Raw genomic sequence first — 15,524 nt, 5'->3', positions numbered from 1 at the left:
CGCGCGGCTCACACGGCGGCCTGGCTGGAATCAGCCAGCTGCCAGATGTGCTGGAAGGTGAGCCGGGAGGCCTCCACCTCGTGCCGCTGGTCCGCGTGCAGCACCCCCAGGGCGTAGGCCGTGGCCGGGGCGATGCGGGGGGTGCGGGCGGCCGTGGCCGAGGCGGCGGCGGCCTCCGCCGCGTCGCGGTGGCGGGTCAGGGCCTCGCCCGCGGCGGTCAACCGGGCCACGTCGTCGCCCAGCGCCTCCCGTGCGTACCGGTGCACCCGCAGGAGGCGGCGCACCTCGTTCCACGAGCCGTCGTGGTCCGCGTCGTACGGGTGCGAGGGTGAGGGTTCGGGCAGGGAGGCGACCGCCGTGAACAGGCGGGAATGAGCCACTTCCGCGAGCGGGACCAGTACGTCGTCCACCCGGCCCCGGGCGGCCACCGGATCCAGCGGGACCTCGGAGGCCAGGACCGCCACCGCGTCCGCGACGGCATGGAAGCGGGAGGAACCCAGCGCCTGGAGGGTCGCGGAGTGCGCCCGCGTACGGGCCAGCGTGAGCTGGCGCTCCAGCAGTGCGCCCGCCCGCGCCGAGCCCACGGTCAGCTGCCCCGCCGTGCCCCTGGGGGCCGGCACCTCGGGGCTTCCCGACAGCCGGTGCAGCGCGTCCATCAGCCGCACCAGCCGGGCGGCGTACGCGTGCTCGTCGGCCAGCGTCGCCGAGAGCCAGACCAGCTCCGTGCGCAGCGAATCCGCCCAGGAGGAGTCGGCGACCGCCCTGAACGTGGACAGCGACGAGGAGATGCGGCGCGCGGCCCCCCGCAGGCTGCGCGCCGCCTCGCTCCCCTCGGCGGTCCCGCTCGCCGCGCCCTCGTCGTGCAGGCGCAGCCCGCGCAGGAAGGCGGTGGCCTGCGACCGCAGGTACGTACCGAGTACGGTGCCTGCCGCCGTCGCGGTCAGGTCATGGTTTGGCTGAGCCACGCCGGCGCCTCCGGGCGTCAATGAGCATCTCCTGAACGTGTTGCAGGGGCTGGCCCTCGCCGTCGGTGCTGTGCCGGGTCCATTCGCCGTCCGGGCCCAGGTGCCAGGAGGTCGTGGAGTCGGACATTCCGGTGGCCAGCAGCCGGTCCAGCGCCGCACGGTGGGCCGGGTCGACGACCCTGACCAGGGCCTCGATGCGGCGGTCGAGGTTGCGGTGCATCATGTCGGCGCTGCCGATGTACACCTCGGGTTCGCCGCCGTTGCCGAAGGCGAAGACCCGGGAGTGCTCCAGGAAGCGGCCGAGGATCGAGCGGACCCGGATGTTGTCCGAGAGCCCGGGGACCCCGGGGCGGATCGCGCAGATGCCGCGGACCCAGATGTCGATGGGCACGCCGGCCTGCGAGGCCCGGTAGAGGGAGTCGATGAGCGCCTCGTCGACGATCGAGTTCATCTTGAGGCGCACGTACGCGGGGCGGCCGGCCCGGTGGTGGGCGGCCTCCTTGTCGATCCGGGAGATCAGGCCGTCGCGCAGCGAGCGCGGGGCGACTAGCAGCCGGCGGTAGGTCTCGCGGCGCGAGTAGCCGGACAGCCGGTTGAAGAGGTCGGAGAGGTCCGCGCCGACCTGCGGGTCGGCGGTGAGCAGGCCGAGGTCCTCGTAGAGCCGTGCCGTCTTGGGGTGGTAGTTGCCGGTGCCGACGTGGGAGTAGCGGCGCAGCGTGTCGCCCTCCTGGCGGACGACGAGCGAGAGCTTGCAGTGGGTCTTGAGGCCGACGAGCCCGTAGACGACGTGGCAGCCGGACTCCTCCAGCTTGCGCGCCCACTTGATGTTGGCCTGCTCGTCGAAGCGGGCCTTGATCTCCACGAGTACGAGGACCTGCTTGCCGGATTCGGCGGCGTCGATCAGGGCGTCCACGATCGGGGAGTCGCCGGAGGTGCGGTACAGCGTCTGCTTGATGGCGAGGACGTCGGGGTCGGCGGCGGCCTGCTCCAGGAAGGCCTGCACCGAGGTGGAGAAGGAGTCGTAGGGGTGGTGCAGCAGCACGTCCCGCTCGCGCAGCGCGGCGAAGATGTCGGGCGCGGAGGCGGACTCGACCTCGGCGAGGTCGCGGTGCGTGCCGGCGACGAACTTCGGGAACTTCAGCTCGGGCCGGTCCAGCGAGGCGATCCCGAAGAGCGCGGTCAGGTCCAGCGGACCGGGCAGCGGGTACACCTCGGAGGGGTTGACCTTGAGCTCCTGCACGAGGAGGTCCAGGACGCCGGGGTCGATGGACTCCTCGACCTCCAGGCGGACCGGCGGGCCGAAGCGGCGCCGCATGAGTTCCTTCTCCAGGGCCTGCAGGAGGTTCTCGGCGTCGTCCTCCTCGACCTCGAGGTCCTCGTTGCGGGTCACGCGGAACATGTGGTGCGCGAGCACCTCCATGCCGGGGAACAGCTCCTCCAGGTGCGCGGCTATGACGTCCTCCAGCGGGACGTAGCGCTGCGGGGAGGCCTCCAGGAAGCGGGACAGGAGCGGCGGGACCTTGACGCGGGCGAAGTGGCGGTGGCCGCTGACGGGATTGCGTACGACCACGGCCAGGTTCAGGGAGAGGCCGGAGATGTACGGGAACGGGTGCGCGGGGTCCACGGCCAGCGGGGTGAGCACCGGGAAGATCTGGTTGCGGAACAGCGTGAAGAGACGGGCCTGCTCCTTCTCGGTGAGGTCGGGCCACCGGATGAGGTGGACGCCCTCCTCGGCGAGCTGCGGGGAGATGTCCTGCTGGAAGCAGGCGGCGTGGCGGGCCATGAGCTCGCGCGAGCGGGTCCAGATCTGGTCGAGGACCTCACGGGGCTGCAGGCCCGAGGCCGAACGGGTGGCGACGCCGGTCGCGATGCGGCGCTTGAGGCCGGCGACGCGGACCATGAAGAACTCGTCGAGGTTGCTCGCGAAGATCGCCAGGAAGTTCGCGCGCTCCAGGAGCGGGGTGGCCGGGTCCTCGGCGAGCTCCAGGACGCGCTCGTTGAAGGCGAGCCAGCTGCGCTCCCGGTCGAGGAAGCGGCCCGGGGGCAGCTCACCGGACTCCTTGTCGTCGTAGGCGTCCAGGTCCGCGTCGAGATCCGGTTCGAGATCGACGTGCGGGCGGTGGGCGGCTATGGAGCCCAGGCGCGCGTGGGCGCCCGTGGCCGCGCGCGCGGCCACGGCCTCGGGGGAGGCCGCGGCGGCGGCTGCGCGTGCCGAGACGTCCGCGGCGGTGGGCGCGGACGGGGACGCGAACTTGTGCGGCGGCTGCTGGGCGGGGACCTCGGAGGGGGCTGCGCTGGGCTTCTGGCTCATGACTCCATTCTTCCGCGCACGCGGCAGGACAGGCGCGTCGGAAGTGTCGGCCGTCAGTCGGAGTCGGGGCTGCATGGGGTCAGCTTCGCGAGCGCGCATTAATGCCCGGTTAATGGCGTGTGGCTTCCGGGGGCCGGGAGGGAGGCCGTCGGCTGCGCCGGGCGGGTGGCTACGCCGTTCGGGGCGGGGGTGGGGGCTGCGTCCCTCCGGACGCGCTTCGGGTTGCGCCCCGGGGGCGGGCGTGCGGGTGTGCCGCTGCGCGGGGCCGTCCCCTACCCTCCCTTCCACCGTTCCCCGGGCGGAGCCCGGACCCCCGGGCCCGGGCTGCGCCCGGGGCCCCTGGGGCTCCGCCCCAGACCCCGCGCCTCAAACGCCGGCGGGGCTGGATTTGGCCGGCGCCGGCCTGCGTGTGCGGGGCGCGGCAGGGCTGGATTTGGCCGGCGCCGGCCTGCATGTGCGCCGGCCTGCGTGTGCGGGGCGGTCAGCTTTCCGTGCGGTACATCAGGTCCACCTCGTGGGTGGTGAAGCCGAGGCCCTCGTAGACGGCCAGGGCCGCCGGGTTGTCGGCGTCCACGTAGAGCATCGCGGTGGGGAGGCCGGCCGCGGCCAGGTGGCGCAGGCCGGTCGCGGTGAGGGCCTTGCCGAGGCCGCCGCCCTGCGCGCCGGGGCGTACGCCGAGGACGTAGACCTCGCCGAGCCGCTGCTCGGCGTGGACCTTCGTCCAGTGGAAGCCGATCAGCTCGCCGTCGCGCTCCGCGAGGAAGAACCCCTTGGCGTCGAACCAGGGCTGCGCGATGCGGTCGTTCAGGTCCCGCTGGGTGAGCGAGCCCTGCTCCGGGTGGTGGGCGAAGGCCGCCGCGTTGACGGCCAGCCAGGCGGCGTCGTCGGAGCCGGGCACGAAGCCGCGTACCGTCACGCCGGGCGGCAGGACGGCTTCCGGCAGCGGGTCCGCGTCCGGGCCCAGCGGGCGGCGCAGCTGGCGCAGCTCGCGGAAGAGGGTCAGGCCGAGCACCTGCGCGAGGTGGCGCGCCGCGGACTTGCCGCCGTGCGCCCACACCCGGATCCGCTTGCCGGAGGCGGCCAGCAGGGCGGTGCCCAGGGCCCGTCCGTGGCCGCGCCCGCGCATCGCGGGGTGCACGACGAGCTCGGCGGCGGGGGCCTCCACCGGGTCGGTGTCCTCCAGTTGCCCGTAGCCGGCGAGCCGGCCCTGCTCGGTGAGCAGGAAGTGCCGGATCCCCTCGCGGGCTCCGCCGCGCAGCTGGAGCCGGCCCTGCTCGGACACGGCGGTGGTGCCGTCGGTGCGGGCCGCGTCCTCGATCAGGGCGAGGACGGCGTCGGCCTGCTCATCCGTCAGTTCGTCGAGGGTCTGGATCTGCCGTCCCGGCTCCAGGACCACTGCTGTGTCGTCAGTCATGGAGTCGAGCCTACGACCACGGTGGGGGCCTGGTGGGGGTGCGGCCCGGACGGCCACCGGTCTTCTGCGTGTAACCAGCTCGATACCCGGTACCCCCTGTCGCGCTACGCGCGTTGACTCTAGGCTTCGGCAGACCTCCCAAGATGTATCACTGTCCATAAAGGGGACTAAATGTCAGCGACGCCACAACGGCACCGCCGAGCCCGCCGGTTGACCCTCACAGCCCTCGCCGTCACGACGGCCGCCGGTGCGATGGTCGCCGCCGCCCTTCCGGCCGGAGCCGCGAGTGGTGGCGGTGACGGCCACGACAGCGGCCGCACCGTCGACGTTCAGATGCTGTCGTTCAACGACCTCCACGGCACGCTGGAGCCCCCGCAGGGCTCCTCGGGCAACGTGACCGAGCGTCAGGCCGACGGCACCACCAAGGCCATTCCCGCGGGCGGTGCCGAGTACCTGGCGACCGGCCTGCGCGAGGCCCGCAAGGGCCACCCGTACTCCGTCACGGCGGCGGCCGGCGACATGATCGGCGCGAGCCCGATGGTGTCCGGCCTCTTCCACGACGAGCCGACCATCGAGGCGCTCAACGACCTCAAACTGGACGTCACCAGCGTCGGCAACCACGAGTTCGACGAGGGCAAGACCGAGCTGCGCCGCATGCAGTACGGCGGCTGCCACCCGGTCGAGGGCTGCTTCGAGTACGGCAAGACGTTCGGGGGCGCGGACTTCAAGTACCTCGCGGCGAACGTCGTCGAGGAGAAGACGAAGCGCCCGCTGATGAGCCCCACCTTCATCTGGAAGAAGGGGGACGTGAAGATCGGCTTCATCGGCGTCACCCTGGAGGGCACGCCCGACGTCGTGACCGCCGACGGGGTCAAGGGCCTCAAGTTCGGCGACGAGGTCGAGACGATCAACAAGTACGCCGAGGAGCTCAACCGGCAGGGCGTGAAGTCGATCGTGGCGCTGGTCCACGAGGGCGGCCTGCCCGCGAGCGGCGCGTACAACTACGACTGCGACGCGCCGGGTGCCGGCGCCGGGATCTCCGGTGCCATCGTCGACATCGCGAAGAACGTCTCGCCGAAGGTCGACGCCCTGGTCACCGGCCACACGCACCAGGCGTACGCGTGCACCATCCCCGACCCGGCGGGCAACCCGCGCACGGTCACCTCGGCCGCCTCGTACGGCCGGCTGTTCACGGACACCACCCTCACGTACGACCGCAAGACCAAGGACATCGTCCGTACGCCGGTCAGCTCGCCGAAGCCGGTCCAGAAGATCGTCAGCCGGGACCAGCCCAAGGCCCCGGACCTGACCGCGCTGATCCAGCGCTGGAACGCGCTGGCCGCGCCGATCGCGAACCGTCCGATGGGCTGGATCTCCGGCGACATCCCGGGCCGCGGTTCGGAGGCGTACGAGAAGCCGCTCGGTGACGTGATCGCCGACGCGCAGCTGGAGGCCCTGGCCCCGGCGGCCAAGGGCGGCGCGCAGCTCGCCATCATGAACCCGGGAGGCATCCGCGCCGACCTGGCCTACAAGGCGGCGGGCGCCGAGGGCGACGGGGTCGTGACCTACGGCGAGTCGTACACGGTGCAGCCGTTCACCAACATGATGAACGTCGTGGACCTGACCGGCGCCCAGCTGGTCACCGCGCTCCAGCAGCAGGTCAGCGGCCCGGTCAACGGCCCGAACCCGAAGATCCTGCAGATCTCCAAGGGCCTGACCTACACCCTGGACACCACCAGGGCCGGTGCCGACCGCATCCTCGTGGACTCGGTGAAGCTGAACGGCGTGGCGATCGACCCCGCCAAGACCTACCGGGTCGCGATGAACGAGTTCCTCGCGGGCGGCGGTGACGGTTTCACCGTCCTGAAGGAGCACAAGAACAAGCTGGTCGGCGCCTCCGACCTGGACTGCTTCAACGCCTACCTGGCCGCGCACTCCTCGGCCGCCGCGCCGCTGGCTCCGCCGGCCGCGGACCGGATCACGGTCATCAAGTAGTACTTCCATCCCCTGAGGGGCGGCGGGCCACCGGCCCGCCGCCCCTTCGGCGTCACGCGAGGCCGGCCAGGAAGGTGCGGACGGCGTTCGCGAAGCCCTCCGGGTCCTGGAAGGGCACGAAGTGCTCGGTGTCCAGGGCGGTGTACGAGGTCCCGGGCCGCCGGGAGACCATCGCGTCGGCCAGCTCCTGCGGGAGCACGTCGCTGCGCAGGCCGTGGATCAGCAGCGCCGGGCAGCTGCTCGCGAGCCAGACGTCCCAGCGCGGGCCGTCGCCCTCGGCGAGGGTGGCCAGGGTGGCCCCGGGGTGGAAGGGCAGCCGCCAGCCGGAGCCGTCGTCCAGGGGGCGCAGGAAGGGCCCGACGCCCTCGCCGAGCGGGCCGAGGGCGGCCACGAGCTCCTCGCGGGCCGGCGCGGTGTACGGCAGGACGTGCAGGAAGTCCCAGAAGGACGGGCCGTCCTGGCGCGGGGTCTCCACCGGGGCGTCGACGTTGACGAGGGCGGAGACCAGGTCGGGCCGGGCGGCGGCCAGGTGGTAGGCGTTGATCCCGCCGAGGGAGAACCCGAGCACCGGCACGGGGCCGCCGGGGGCGAGGTGCTCCAGCAGGGCCGCGGCGTCGGCCACGTAGCCCTCGCGGCCGTACTCGGAGGCCAGGTCGGAATCTCCGTGGCCGCGCTGGTCGGGGGCGATGACGCGCCACTCGTCGCCGAGGGCGGCGGCCAGGGCGGTGAAGTGCGCGCCCTCGGAGAGACCGCCGTGCAGGGCGAGCAGCGGGCGGCCGGCCCCGCCGAAGTCCAGGTAGGACAGGGTACGGTCGTCGATCTTCAGCTCGTGGCGCATGGCGTTGCTCTCCCCTGTGTTCCGGTCGGTCGGTGCTTCGGGCATCAGCCTGCCAGGAATTGGGCAAGCGCACAATACGGTCGTGTAGCGCGCTTGCCCAAAACCCTGGCGCGGATACGATCCCGGCATGGGAAATCGCGAGGACCTGCTGGCCGGAGCCCGGCGCTGCCTGGAGGAGAAGGGGTACCTCCGCACGACCGTGCGCGACATCGCCTCGGCGTCGAAAGTGAGCATGGCCGCGATCGGCTACCACTTCGGCTCCCGCGAGGTGCTGCTCAACCAGGCGCTGTTCGCCGCCATGGAGGAGTGGGCCGCGGGCTCCGGCCGGCTCGCCGGCCAGGGCGACACCGCCCGGGAGCGCTACGCCGACACCTGGGACCGCAAGATCCGGGACTTCGGCGACATGCGCTGGCTCTGGACCGCCTCCGTCGAGGCCTTCGTGCACGCGCAGTCCTCGCCCGAGCTGCTCGCGATCCTGGCCGAGGGGCAGCGCCACAACCGCCGCATGGTGGCCGCGCAGCTGCGCGGGGTCCCCGTCGAGGAGGTGGCGGAGGAGGACGTGCGGAGCCTCGGATCGGTGCACATCGCGCTGCTGACCGGGGTCATGGTGCAGTGCCTGACCGACCCGGAACACGCCCCGGACGGCCGGTCCCTCGCCCAAGGGCTGCGCGCGATGGCGGAGTTGCTCGAAAGCTGATGCCTACCCGTGGGTAGCAATGCCTGGCTCCGCACGCCATAATCCGGCCACCACTGGGTCGGCAAAGGGGCGGGCATGGGCGTGGGCACGGGCGCGGGCATGGGTGTGGATGCGGGCGCGGGTACGGCCGTGGACATCGATGCGGGTACGGGTACGGGGCTGCGGCGGCGCGGCTTCCTGGCGGGGGCGGCGGCCCTGGGCGGCGCGGCCCTGCTCGGCGCGGGCGCCGGGACGGCCTCGGCCGCTGGGACGGCCACGGCCGCCGGGACCGCCGGGACCACCGCGGGCGCCGGGACCACCACGGCCGCCACCGGAGCCACCGCCAAGACCGCGAAGGCACTCGGCACCCAGGACTGGATGGCCGGGATCGGCGACTCCACCGCCCTGCAGCGGATGACCATCCCCGGCACCCACGACTCCGGCGCCCGCCAGGGCGGGCTCTACGTCGCCTGCCAGAACACCTCCATCGCCGAACAGCTCGACTCCGGGATCCGCTTCCTGGACGTCCGCTGCCGGGTGAGCGGCGGATCGTTCGCGATCCACCACGGCTCGTACTACCAGAACCTGATGTTCGGCGACGTGCTCGTCGCCTGCTGGAACTTCCTCGCCGCGCACCCCTCCGAGACGGTGCTGATGCGGCTCAAGCAGGAGTACTCCGAGGAGAGCGACGCCACCTTCCGCGCCGTCTTCGACGACTACCTGAACAACCGGGGCTGGGCCCCGCTGTTCCGGATCGCGAGCTCCGTCCCCACCCTCGGGCAGGTCCGCGGCAAGGTCCTGCTGCTCCCCGACAACGGCGGTCTGCCCGGCGGCCTGCGCTACGGCGACGGCAACGTCTTCGACATCCAGGACGACTACATGGCCGAGCCCTTCGGCAAGCGCGGGAAGATCGAGAACCAGTTCCGCAAGGCCGCCCAGCAGCCCGGAAAGTTCTTCATGAACTACACGAGCACGGCCGCCGCCCTGCCGCCCCGCTGGAACTCCGACCGCCTCAACCCGCAGGTGCAAGCCTTCGTCGACGGCTCGGAGCTGGCCGGCCGGACCGGGCTCGGGATCGTCCCCATGGACTTCCCCAACACCCGGTCGGGCCTGGTCGCCTCACTGATCCGGCACAACTGACGGCTGCGCCGGGGGCGGAGCCGGGGCTCCCGGGATGCGGAGCACCGCCTCCGCGCCCGGCCCGCCGTCGCGCGGCGCCCGCAGCTCGGCGGTGCCGCCCGCGCGCAGCACCGTACGGGCCACGATGGACAGCCCGAGGCCGCTGCCGGGCAGGGCGCGGGCGGACGGGGAGCGCCAGAAGCGTTCGAAGACGTGCGGGAGGTCATCGGCCGGGATGCCGGGACCGCGGTCCCGTACGGTCAGCTCGCCCGCCCGCAGCGAGACGGTGACCGCGCCGCCCGGCGGGCTGAACTTCACCGCGTTGTCCAGGACGTTGACCACCGCCCGCTCCAGGGCCGCCGCCTCGCCCCGTACGTACCAGGGCGCCAGGTCCGAGTCGAACGCCAGCTCCGGACCGCGCAGCCGGGCCCGCGACAGCGCGGCGCCCGCGATCTCGTGCAGGGCCACCACCCCCAGCGGGCCGGGGGCGGCCGCGTCCGGACGGGACAGTTCCTGCAGGTCGCCGATGAGCGAGGCCAGCTCCGTCATCTGCGCCTTGACCGAGGCCAGCAGCTCCTTGCGGTCCTCGGGCGGGATGGCCCGGCCGGTCTGCTCGCTGCGCGCCAGCAGTTCGATGTTGGTCCGCAGTGAGGTGAGGGGGGTGCGGAGCTCGTGTCCGGCGTCCGCGATCAGCTGGGCCTGGCGCTCCTGGGAGGAGGCCAGCGCGGCCGTCATCGAGTTGAAGGAGCGCGACAGGCGGGCGATCTCGTCGTCGCCCTCGTCGGGGATCCGGACGGTCAGGTCCTCGGTGCGGGCGATGTGCTCGACGGCGCCGGTCAGTTCGTCGACCGGGCGCAGCCCCGTGCGCGCCACCCACAGGCCGGCCGCGCCCGCGCCCAGGACGCCGACGCCGCAGACGAACAGCAGGACCCAGGCCAGGGTGGACAGCGGTTCGGTGACGTCCGAGAGGGGCTTGGCCACCGAGATGGCCGCGTTCTGCACGTTCGGCCCGGAGGTCAGCTCCACGGGCTGGGTGTAGATGCGTACGGGGGTGCCGTCCGTGGTCTTGCCGTCGTACAGCGTCGCCCCGCGCAGCCCCTTGGCCACTTCGAGGTCGTAGCCGGAGACCGGGAGGGTGTTCTTGCCGTCCACCCAGCAGCGACCGCCCGTGGGCAGCACGATCTGCACCTGCGCGCTCAGGTTGTTCTCGAAGGGGCCGGGGACCTTGTCCTGGCACCTGATCTGGTTGAGCGTCTGACTGGCCTGCGCGCGGGCGTTGGTGGAGCGCAGCGAGCTGTTCAGCTGCTGGTTGAGCTGCGTGCGGACCATGAACCAGCTGACGCTGGCCACGGCGGCGACGGCGAGCGCCACCGCGACCGTGACGAGCAGCGCGAGGCGGGAGCGCAGCGGGAGCCCGCGGAATCTGGCGGCGGGACTCACTCGGGCCCGCCCTCGCCCGCGCGCAGTACGTAGCCCACCCCGCGCACGGTGTGGACCAGGCGGGGCTCGCCCCCGGCCTCGGTCTTGCGGCGCAGGTACATCACGTACACGTCCAGGGAGTTGGAGCTGGGCTCGAAGTCGAAGCCCCACACGGTCTTGAGGATCTGCTCGCGGGTCAGGACCTGGCGCGGGTGCGCGAGGAACATCTCGAGCAGGGTGAACTCGGTACGGGTCAGCTCCACCGGGCGTCCGGCGCGGGTGACCTCGCGGGTGGCGAGGTCCATGCGCAGGTCGCCGAAGGTCAGCGCGTCCTCGGGGTGGCCGTCCCCGGCGGCGGGGGAGGCGTAGGAGCTGCGGCGCAGGAGGGCGCGGACGCGCGCGAAGAGCTCGTCCAGCTCGAACGGCTTGACCAGGTAGTCGTCGGCCCCGGCGTCGAGTCCGGTGACGCGGTCGCCGACCGTGTCGCGGGCGGTCAGCATCAGGACGGGCGTGGTGCTGCCCGCGGCGCGCAGCCTGCGGGCAGCCGTCAGACCGTCCATCCGGGGCATCTGGATGTCCAGGATGATCAGGTCGGGGGTGTACGAGGCCGCCTTGTCGAGGGCGTCGATCCCGTCGACGGCGGTCTGCGTGCCGTACCCCTCGAAGGCCAGGCTGCGGCGCAGGGCCTCGCGTACGGCCGGTTCGTCGTCGACGACGAGGATGCGCTGCTGGTCGCCTTCGGCGGTCATACGGGTCCCCCAGTGGTGGTGGTCGGTCTCCTAACAGGCTCGCACGGGCGGGCTAGAAGGAGGTCCCGAAACCGTTGGCCGCGCTGCCGCCGCCGTTGTCGGCGCTGTTGCCGCTGCCCGTGCCGCCGGGGCCGCCCTTGCGCAGGGAGGGCAGGTCGGCCTTGATGGTGTTGACCGGGATGGCGAAGCCGAGGCCGACGCTGCCGGCGGAGCCGCTGCCGCTGGAGGGGGAGTAGATCGCGGAGGGCATGCCCACGATCTCGCCGTTCATGTTGACGAGGGCGCCGCCGGAGTTGCCGGGGTTCAGGGAGGCGTCCGTCTGGATGGCCTTGTACGAGGTGGTGTCCGAGCCGGTGTCCCCGTTGAACTGCTGGCCGCCGTAGGAGAACGGGTAGCCGCCCTGGGGGGACTGCTGCTTCTCCGACTTCGGGACGTTCACCTCGCGGTTCAGCGCGGAGACGATGCCGCTGGTGACCGTGCCGGTGAGGCGGTCGGGGGAGCCTATGGCGACGACCTCGTCGCCGACCCTGAGGTTGTCGGAGTTGCCGAGACTGGCGGCCTTGAGGCCGCTCGCGCCCTCCAGCTTGATGAGGGCGAGGTCCTTGTCGGGGTCGGTGCCGACGATCTTCGCGTTGTACTTCTTGCCGTCGCTCATCGTCACCTGGACCTGGCTCGCGCCGTCGACCACGTGGTTGTTGGTGACGATCTCGCCGTCGGCGGTGATCACGATGCCGGAGCCGGTGCCCTGGCCGGAGGCGGTGCGGGTGTCGATGCGGACGACGGAGGGGCTGACGTTCTCGGCCACGCCGGAGACGGTGCCGCTGTTCGACTGGGAGATGGTGCTGCCGTTGACGCCGGTGCCGGCCCCGTTGGACTTGTTCAGCATCTGCTGGACGGCTGCGGCCGTTCCGCCGCCGATCACCGCGGCCGCGAGGGCGACGGCGGCGAGGAGGGCGACCGGGCGCTTGGCGCGGGCGTGGCCCTGCGGGGCGGCGGGGGCCGTCGGGGCGTCGCCCCAGGAGGCCCAGCCGCCGTTGCCGCCGCCGTTGCTCCCGGTGCTCCCGCCGTCGGGCTGGAGGACGGTCTCGCCCTGGATGACGGGGGGCTGGTGCGCCTCGTGCCAGCCGGGGGCGGGGGCCGGGGGGTACGCGGGCGGCGGCGGGTAGCCGGCCTCCTGCGCGAGCCGGTCACGACCGCGTTGCCAGTCCTCGCCCCAGGGGGCGGCCTGCTGGGGGCGGTTCTCCTGGGGGTACTCGCCTTCGCGGCGGAGGTTCTCGGTCATGGATATGACTCTGTCCGCTGATCATGAGAGCTTCCTGAGTCCCGGCTGAGAAGCCCGACAGAACCGTGTATGCCCGATATAAGTGCGGGCGTGCGCCGTCCCTCCCCCGGACCCCCGGGGGCGGGTCCGGCGGAGTCCGGGGACGCCGGTCAGCGGCAGCCGCAGGAGCGGCGGATCACCAGGGCCGAGGGGAACTGCTTCAGGCGTTCGCGGCGGGAGCCGGCCACCCGCAGGGAGTCGTCCAGGACGAGGTCCACCGCCGCGCGGGCCATCGCCGGGCGGTCCGAGGCGATCGTCGTGAGCGGCGGGTCCGTCAGGGCCGCCTCCTTCACGTCGTCGAAGCCGGCCACGGCCAGCTCCCCCGGCACGTCGATGCGCAGCTCGCGCGCGGCCCGCAGCACGCCGATCGCCTGGTCGTCCGTGGCACAGAATATTGCCGGGGGCCGGTCCGGTCCGGCCAGGACCTCCAGGGCAACCTTGTAGGCGTCGTAGCGGTTGTACGGGGCCTGGAAGAGCCGGCCCTCCACCGAGCGGCCGGACTCGAGCATCGCCCGCCGCCAGCCCTCGACGTGGTCGGCCACCGGGTCGCCGACCTCGGGGGTGTTCTCGACGCCGCCCAGGCAGGCCACGTACGGGTGCCCGTGCTCCAGCAGGTGCCGGGTGGCGAGCTGGGCGCCGCCGATGTCGTCGGTGACGACGGCGACGTCGTCGATCGCCTCCGGGCGCTCGTGGAGGAGGACGACGCGCGCGTCCCACGCCTCGATCTCCGTGGCGGCGCGCTCGCTCATGCCCTGGCTGACCAGGATCAGTCCGGAGACCCGCATGCCGAGGAAGGCCCGCAGGTAGTGGACCTCGCGCTCGTCGCGGTAGTCGGAGTTCCCGACCAGCACCATCTTTCCGCGCTCGGCGGCGGCCTGTTCGACCGCGTGCGCCATCTCCGCGAAGAACGGCTGGCGGGCATCGGGGACGATCATGCCTATGAGGTCGGTGCGCCGCGAGGCCATCGCCTGCGCGACCCGGTCCGGGCGGTAGCCCAGGTCCTTGATCGCGGCGAGGACACGCTCGCGCGTGGCCGGGGCAACCGGCCTGGGTCCGTTGTTGATGACGTAGCTCACGACGGCGGTAGAAGTACCCGCAAGTCGTGCCACGTCATCCCGCGTCACCTTGGCCACGCGCGGAAGTCTACGCGGGGTGACCTACCTCTGGGCAGGGCGTCCGGAGGAGGTCGTTCCCTCGATCTCCCTAGTCCATCCGGGTGAGCGGCGCGGCAGCCCGCAGGGCGGCCTGGGAGGCAGCCTCCGCCGCGGCCTTCGCGGCCGCCTGCGCAGCCGCTTCCGCCGCGGCCCGTTCCACCTTCTCCGGGGTGACGAAGCGGTACCCGACGTTGCGGACGGTGCCGATCAGGGACTCGTGCTCGGGCCCGAGTTTCGCGCGCAGACGCCGTACGTGCACGTCGACCGTGCGGGTGCCGCCGAAGTAGTCGTAGCCCCACACCTCCTGGAGGAGCTGGGCGCGGGTGAAGACCCGGCCCGGGTGCTGCGCGAGGTACTTGAGCAGCTCGAACTCCTTGAAGGTCAGGTCCAGGACCCGGCCCTTCAGCTTCGCGGAGTACGTCGCCTCGTCGACCGACAGGTCACCGTTGCGGATCTCCATCGGGGAGTCGTCCGAGCCGAGCTGCTGGCGACCGGTGGCCAGTCGCAGCCGGGCTTCGACCTCGGCCGGTCCCGCGGTGTCGAGGAGGACGTCGTCGATCCCCCAGTCGGCGGTGACGGCCGCGAGGCCGCCCTCGGTGACGACCAGGATCAGCGGGCAGCCGGGGCCCGTGGAGCGGAGCAGCTGGCACAGCGAACGCACCTGCGGCAGGTCGCGGCGGCCGTCGACCAGGATCACGTCGGCGCCCGGGGTGTCCACTAGGGCGGGGCCCTCGGCGGGGGCCACCCGGACGGTGTGGAGCAGCAGGCCGAGTGCGGGCAGCACCTCGGTGGACGGCTGCAGGGCATTGGTCAGGAGCAGGAGGGAGCTCATGCCCGACCACCTGCCCGGGTCGGGCGGTGGGATGCGCGCAGGTGTGCGTGCACGGTTCGCTGGTCCATCACGTCGGTTCCTCCTCGGTCCCGTCGAGGACTTTCGCGGCACTGCTTCGTACGACTTGCCTGGTGTCCGTCCGGTCCCCGCGCCCTGAGGTCCGGATGGATGCCACTGTTCTCGGTCCGTTCAACGTGCTGAAAGCACAAAAGGACCCGGGGGCTACGTTGCCCGGATCCTCTCGCCAGCAGAATAGCCCACCCTCCCCGCCGGGGCCGAGGCTTGGGAGGTGCCCTCTTCTGTGGTTCCCACCACCTCCCGGGCCTGCTTATGCGCCGGTTTCACCGGATCGGTGGACCCCGTACGGGCCGCCTGGGCGCACCCGGGGCGCGCGGGGGCACGCCGGGATCGGCGGCGCGAGGGTTCATGATGGAGGCCGACGGCAGAGCGCCGACGAGAGGAGCGTGCAGTGGCAACCGGAACCATCCGCTACTGGGCGGCGGCGAAGGCCGCGGCCAAGACGGCGGAGGAGCCGTACTCGGCGCGGACACTGGCCGAGGCGCTCGACGCCGTGCGGGAACGCCACCCCGGGGAGCTGACCCGGGTCCTGCTGCGCTGCTCCTTCCTCGTGAACGAAGAACCCGTGGGCCTGCGCCCGCACGATGCCGTCGAGCTGACCGAGGGGGGCACCGTCGAGGTGCTCCCGCCGTTCGCGGGCGGGTGAGCGGAGT

General features: G+C 72.6%; 13 protein-coding genes. 4 read left to right on the top strand and 9 right to left on the bottom strand.

The features are described from left to right. Positions 1-8: 8 nt before the first annotated feature. The 3 genes from OG904_RS13245 to mshD all read right to left on the bottom strand — a co-directional run bounded on the left by OG904_RS13245 (position 9) and on the right by mshD (position 4,690). Complete coding sequence (locus OG904_RS13245; RefSeq protein ID WP_405490558.1) at positions 9-965, bottom strand: CHAD domain-containing protein; 957 nt, start codon at positions 963-965, stop codon at positions 9-11. Further along, complete coding sequence (locus OG904_RS13240) at positions 946-3,276, bottom strand: RNA degradosome polyphosphate kinase (RefSeq protein ID WP_405490556.1); 2,331 nt, start codon at positions 3,274-3,276, stop codon at positions 946-948. The genes OG904_RS13245 and OG904_RS13240 overlap by 20 nt, the downstream gene beginning before the upstream one ends. Before the next feature lie 481 nt (positions 3,277-3,757). Continuing rightward, on the bottom strand, positions 3,758-4,690 hold the full coding sequence (mshD, locus tag OG904_RS13235) for a mycothiol synthase (RefSeq protein WP_405490554.1): 933 nt from the start codon (positions 4,688-4,690) through the stop codon (positions 3,758-3,760). Positions 4,691-4,861: 171 nt separating this feature from the next. Here mshD and OG904_RS13230 point away from each other — a divergent pair, with 171 nt between their 5' ends. Continuing rightward, the gene (locus OG904_RS13230) at positions 4,862-6,685 is read left to right on the top strand and encodes a bifunctional metallophosphatase/5'-nucleotidase (RefSeq protein WP_405490552.1); all 1,824 of its coding nucleotides are present in this window, start codon (positions 4,862-4,864) and stop codon (positions 6,683-6,685) included. Positions 6,686-6,737: 52 nt separating this feature from the next. On the opposite strand, the gene OG904_RS13225 is transcribed toward OG904_RS13230, so the two are convergent. After that, the gene (locus OG904_RS13225; protein WP_405490550.1) at positions 6,738-7,523 is read right to left on the bottom strand and encodes an alpha/beta fold hydrolase; all 786 of its coding nucleotides are present in this window, start codon (positions 7,521-7,523) and stop codon (positions 6,738-6,740) included. Between the two features lie 127 nt (positions 7,524-7,650). Here OG904_RS13225 and OG904_RS13220 point away from each other — a divergent pair, with 127 nt between their 5' ends. Beyond that, on the top strand, positions 7,651-8,220 hold the full coding sequence (locus OG904_RS13220) for a TetR/AcrR family transcriptional regulator (protein ID WP_405490548.1): 570 nt from the start codon (positions 7,651-7,653) through the stop codon (positions 8,218-8,220). Positions 8,221-8,295: 75 nt separating this feature from the next. Beyond that, positions 8,296-9,339 carry a phosphatidylinositol-specific phospholipase C gene (locus tag OG904_RS13215; protein ID WP_405490546.1) on the top strand — a complete coding sequence of 348 codons (1,044 nt, stop codon included), beginning with the start codon at positions 8,296-8,298 and terminating at the stop codon, positions 9,337-9,339. Here OG904_RS13215 and OG904_RS13210 read toward each other — a convergent pair. The 5 genes from OG904_RS13210 to OG904_RS13190 form a co-directional block, all read right to left on the bottom strand. After that, positions 9,319-10,758, bottom strand: a complete 1,440-nt coding sequence (locus OG904_RS13210; protein ID WP_405490544.1) for a sensor histidine kinase — start codon at positions 10,756-10,758, stop codon at positions 9,319-9,321. The two genes, OG904_RS13215 and OG904_RS13210, sit on opposite strands and share 21 nt — an antisense overlap. Beyond that, positions 10,755-11,486 carry a response regulator transcription factor gene (locus tag OG904_RS13205; RefSeq protein ID WP_405490542.1) on the bottom strand — a complete coding sequence of 244 codons (732 nt, stop codon included), beginning with the start codon at positions 11,484-11,486 and terminating at the stop codon, positions 10,755-10,757. The genes OG904_RS13210 and OG904_RS13205 overlap by 4 nt, the downstream gene beginning before the upstream one ends. 52 nt (positions 11,487-11,538) lie before the next feature. Then, a complete protein-coding gene (locus tag OG904_RS13200; protein WP_405490540.1) occupies positions 11,539-12,768 on the bottom strand; it encodes a S1C family serine protease in 1,230 nt (409 codons plus the stop codon). Between the two features lie 149 nt (positions 12,769-12,917). Then, positions 12,918-13,940, bottom strand: a complete 1,023-nt coding sequence (locus tag OG904_RS13195; RefSeq protein ID WP_405490538.1) for a LacI family DNA-binding transcriptional regulator — start codon at positions 13,938-13,940, stop codon at positions 12,918-12,920. Positions 13,941-14,010: 70 nt separating this feature from the next. Then, complete coding sequence (locus tag OG904_RS13190; protein WP_405490536.1) at positions 14,011-14,793, bottom strand: response regulator transcription factor; 783 nt, start codon at positions 14,791-14,793, stop codon at positions 14,011-14,013. Between the two features lie 469 nt (positions 14,794-15,262). Between OG904_RS13190 and OG904_RS13185 the strand changes: the two genes are divergently transcribed. Continuing rightward, positions 15,263-15,517 (top strand): MoaD/ThiS family protein, encoded by a 255-nt coding sequence (locus tag OG904_RS13185; protein WP_405490534.1) that lies wholly within the window; start codon positions 15,263-15,265, stop codon positions 15,515-15,517. The last annotated feature ends 7 nt before the right edge of the window (positions 15,518-15,524 follow it).

This window comes from Streptomyces sp. NBC_00096 (genome assembly GCF_045041305.1).
Classification (GTDB): domain Bacteria; phylum Actinomycetota; class Actinomycetes; order Streptomycetales; family Streptomycetaceae; genus Streptomyces.
This window is presented reverse-complemented; position numbering and strand designations above follow the sequence as displayed.

Excerpts from the sequence above, each read along its gene's own strand:
- OG904_RS13230 (WP_405490552.1), top strand. The coding sequence starts at position 4,862 with ATGTCAGCGACGCCACAACGGCACCGCCGAGCCCGCCGGTTGACCCTC.
- OG904_RS13240 (WP_405490556.1), bottom strand. The coding sequence starts at position 3,276 with ATGAGCCAGAAGCCCAGCGCAGCCCCCTCCGAGGTCCCCGCCCAGCAG.
- OG904_RS13205 (WP_405490542.1), bottom strand. The coding sequence starts at position 11,486 with ATGACCGCCGAAGGCGACCAGCAGCGCATCCTCGTCGTCGACGACGAA.
- mshD (WP_405490554.1), bottom strand. The coding sequence starts at position 4,690 with ATGACTGACGACACAGCAGTGGTCCTGGAGCCGGGACGGCAGATCCAG.
- OG904_RS13220 (WP_405490548.1), top strand. The coding sequence starts at position 7,651 with ATGGGAAATCGCGAGGACCTGCTGGCCGGAGCCCGGCGCTGCCTGGAG.
- OG904_RS13200 (WP_405490540.1), bottom strand. The coding sequence starts at position 12,768 with ATGACCGAGAACCTCCGCCGCGAAGGCGAGTACCCCCAGGAGAACCGC.
- OG904_RS13225 (WP_405490550.1), bottom strand. The coding sequence starts at position 7,523 with ATGCGCCACGAGCTGAAGATCGACGACCGTACCCTGTCCTACCTGGAC.
- OG904_RS13190 (WP_405490536.1), bottom strand. The coding sequence starts at position 14,793 with ATGAGCTCCCTCCTGCTCCTGACCAATGCCCTGCAGCCGTCCACCGAG.
- OG904_RS13215 (WP_405490546.1), top strand. The coding sequence starts at position 8,296 with ATGGGCGTGGGCACGGGCGCGGGCATGGGTGTGGATGCGGGCGCGGGT.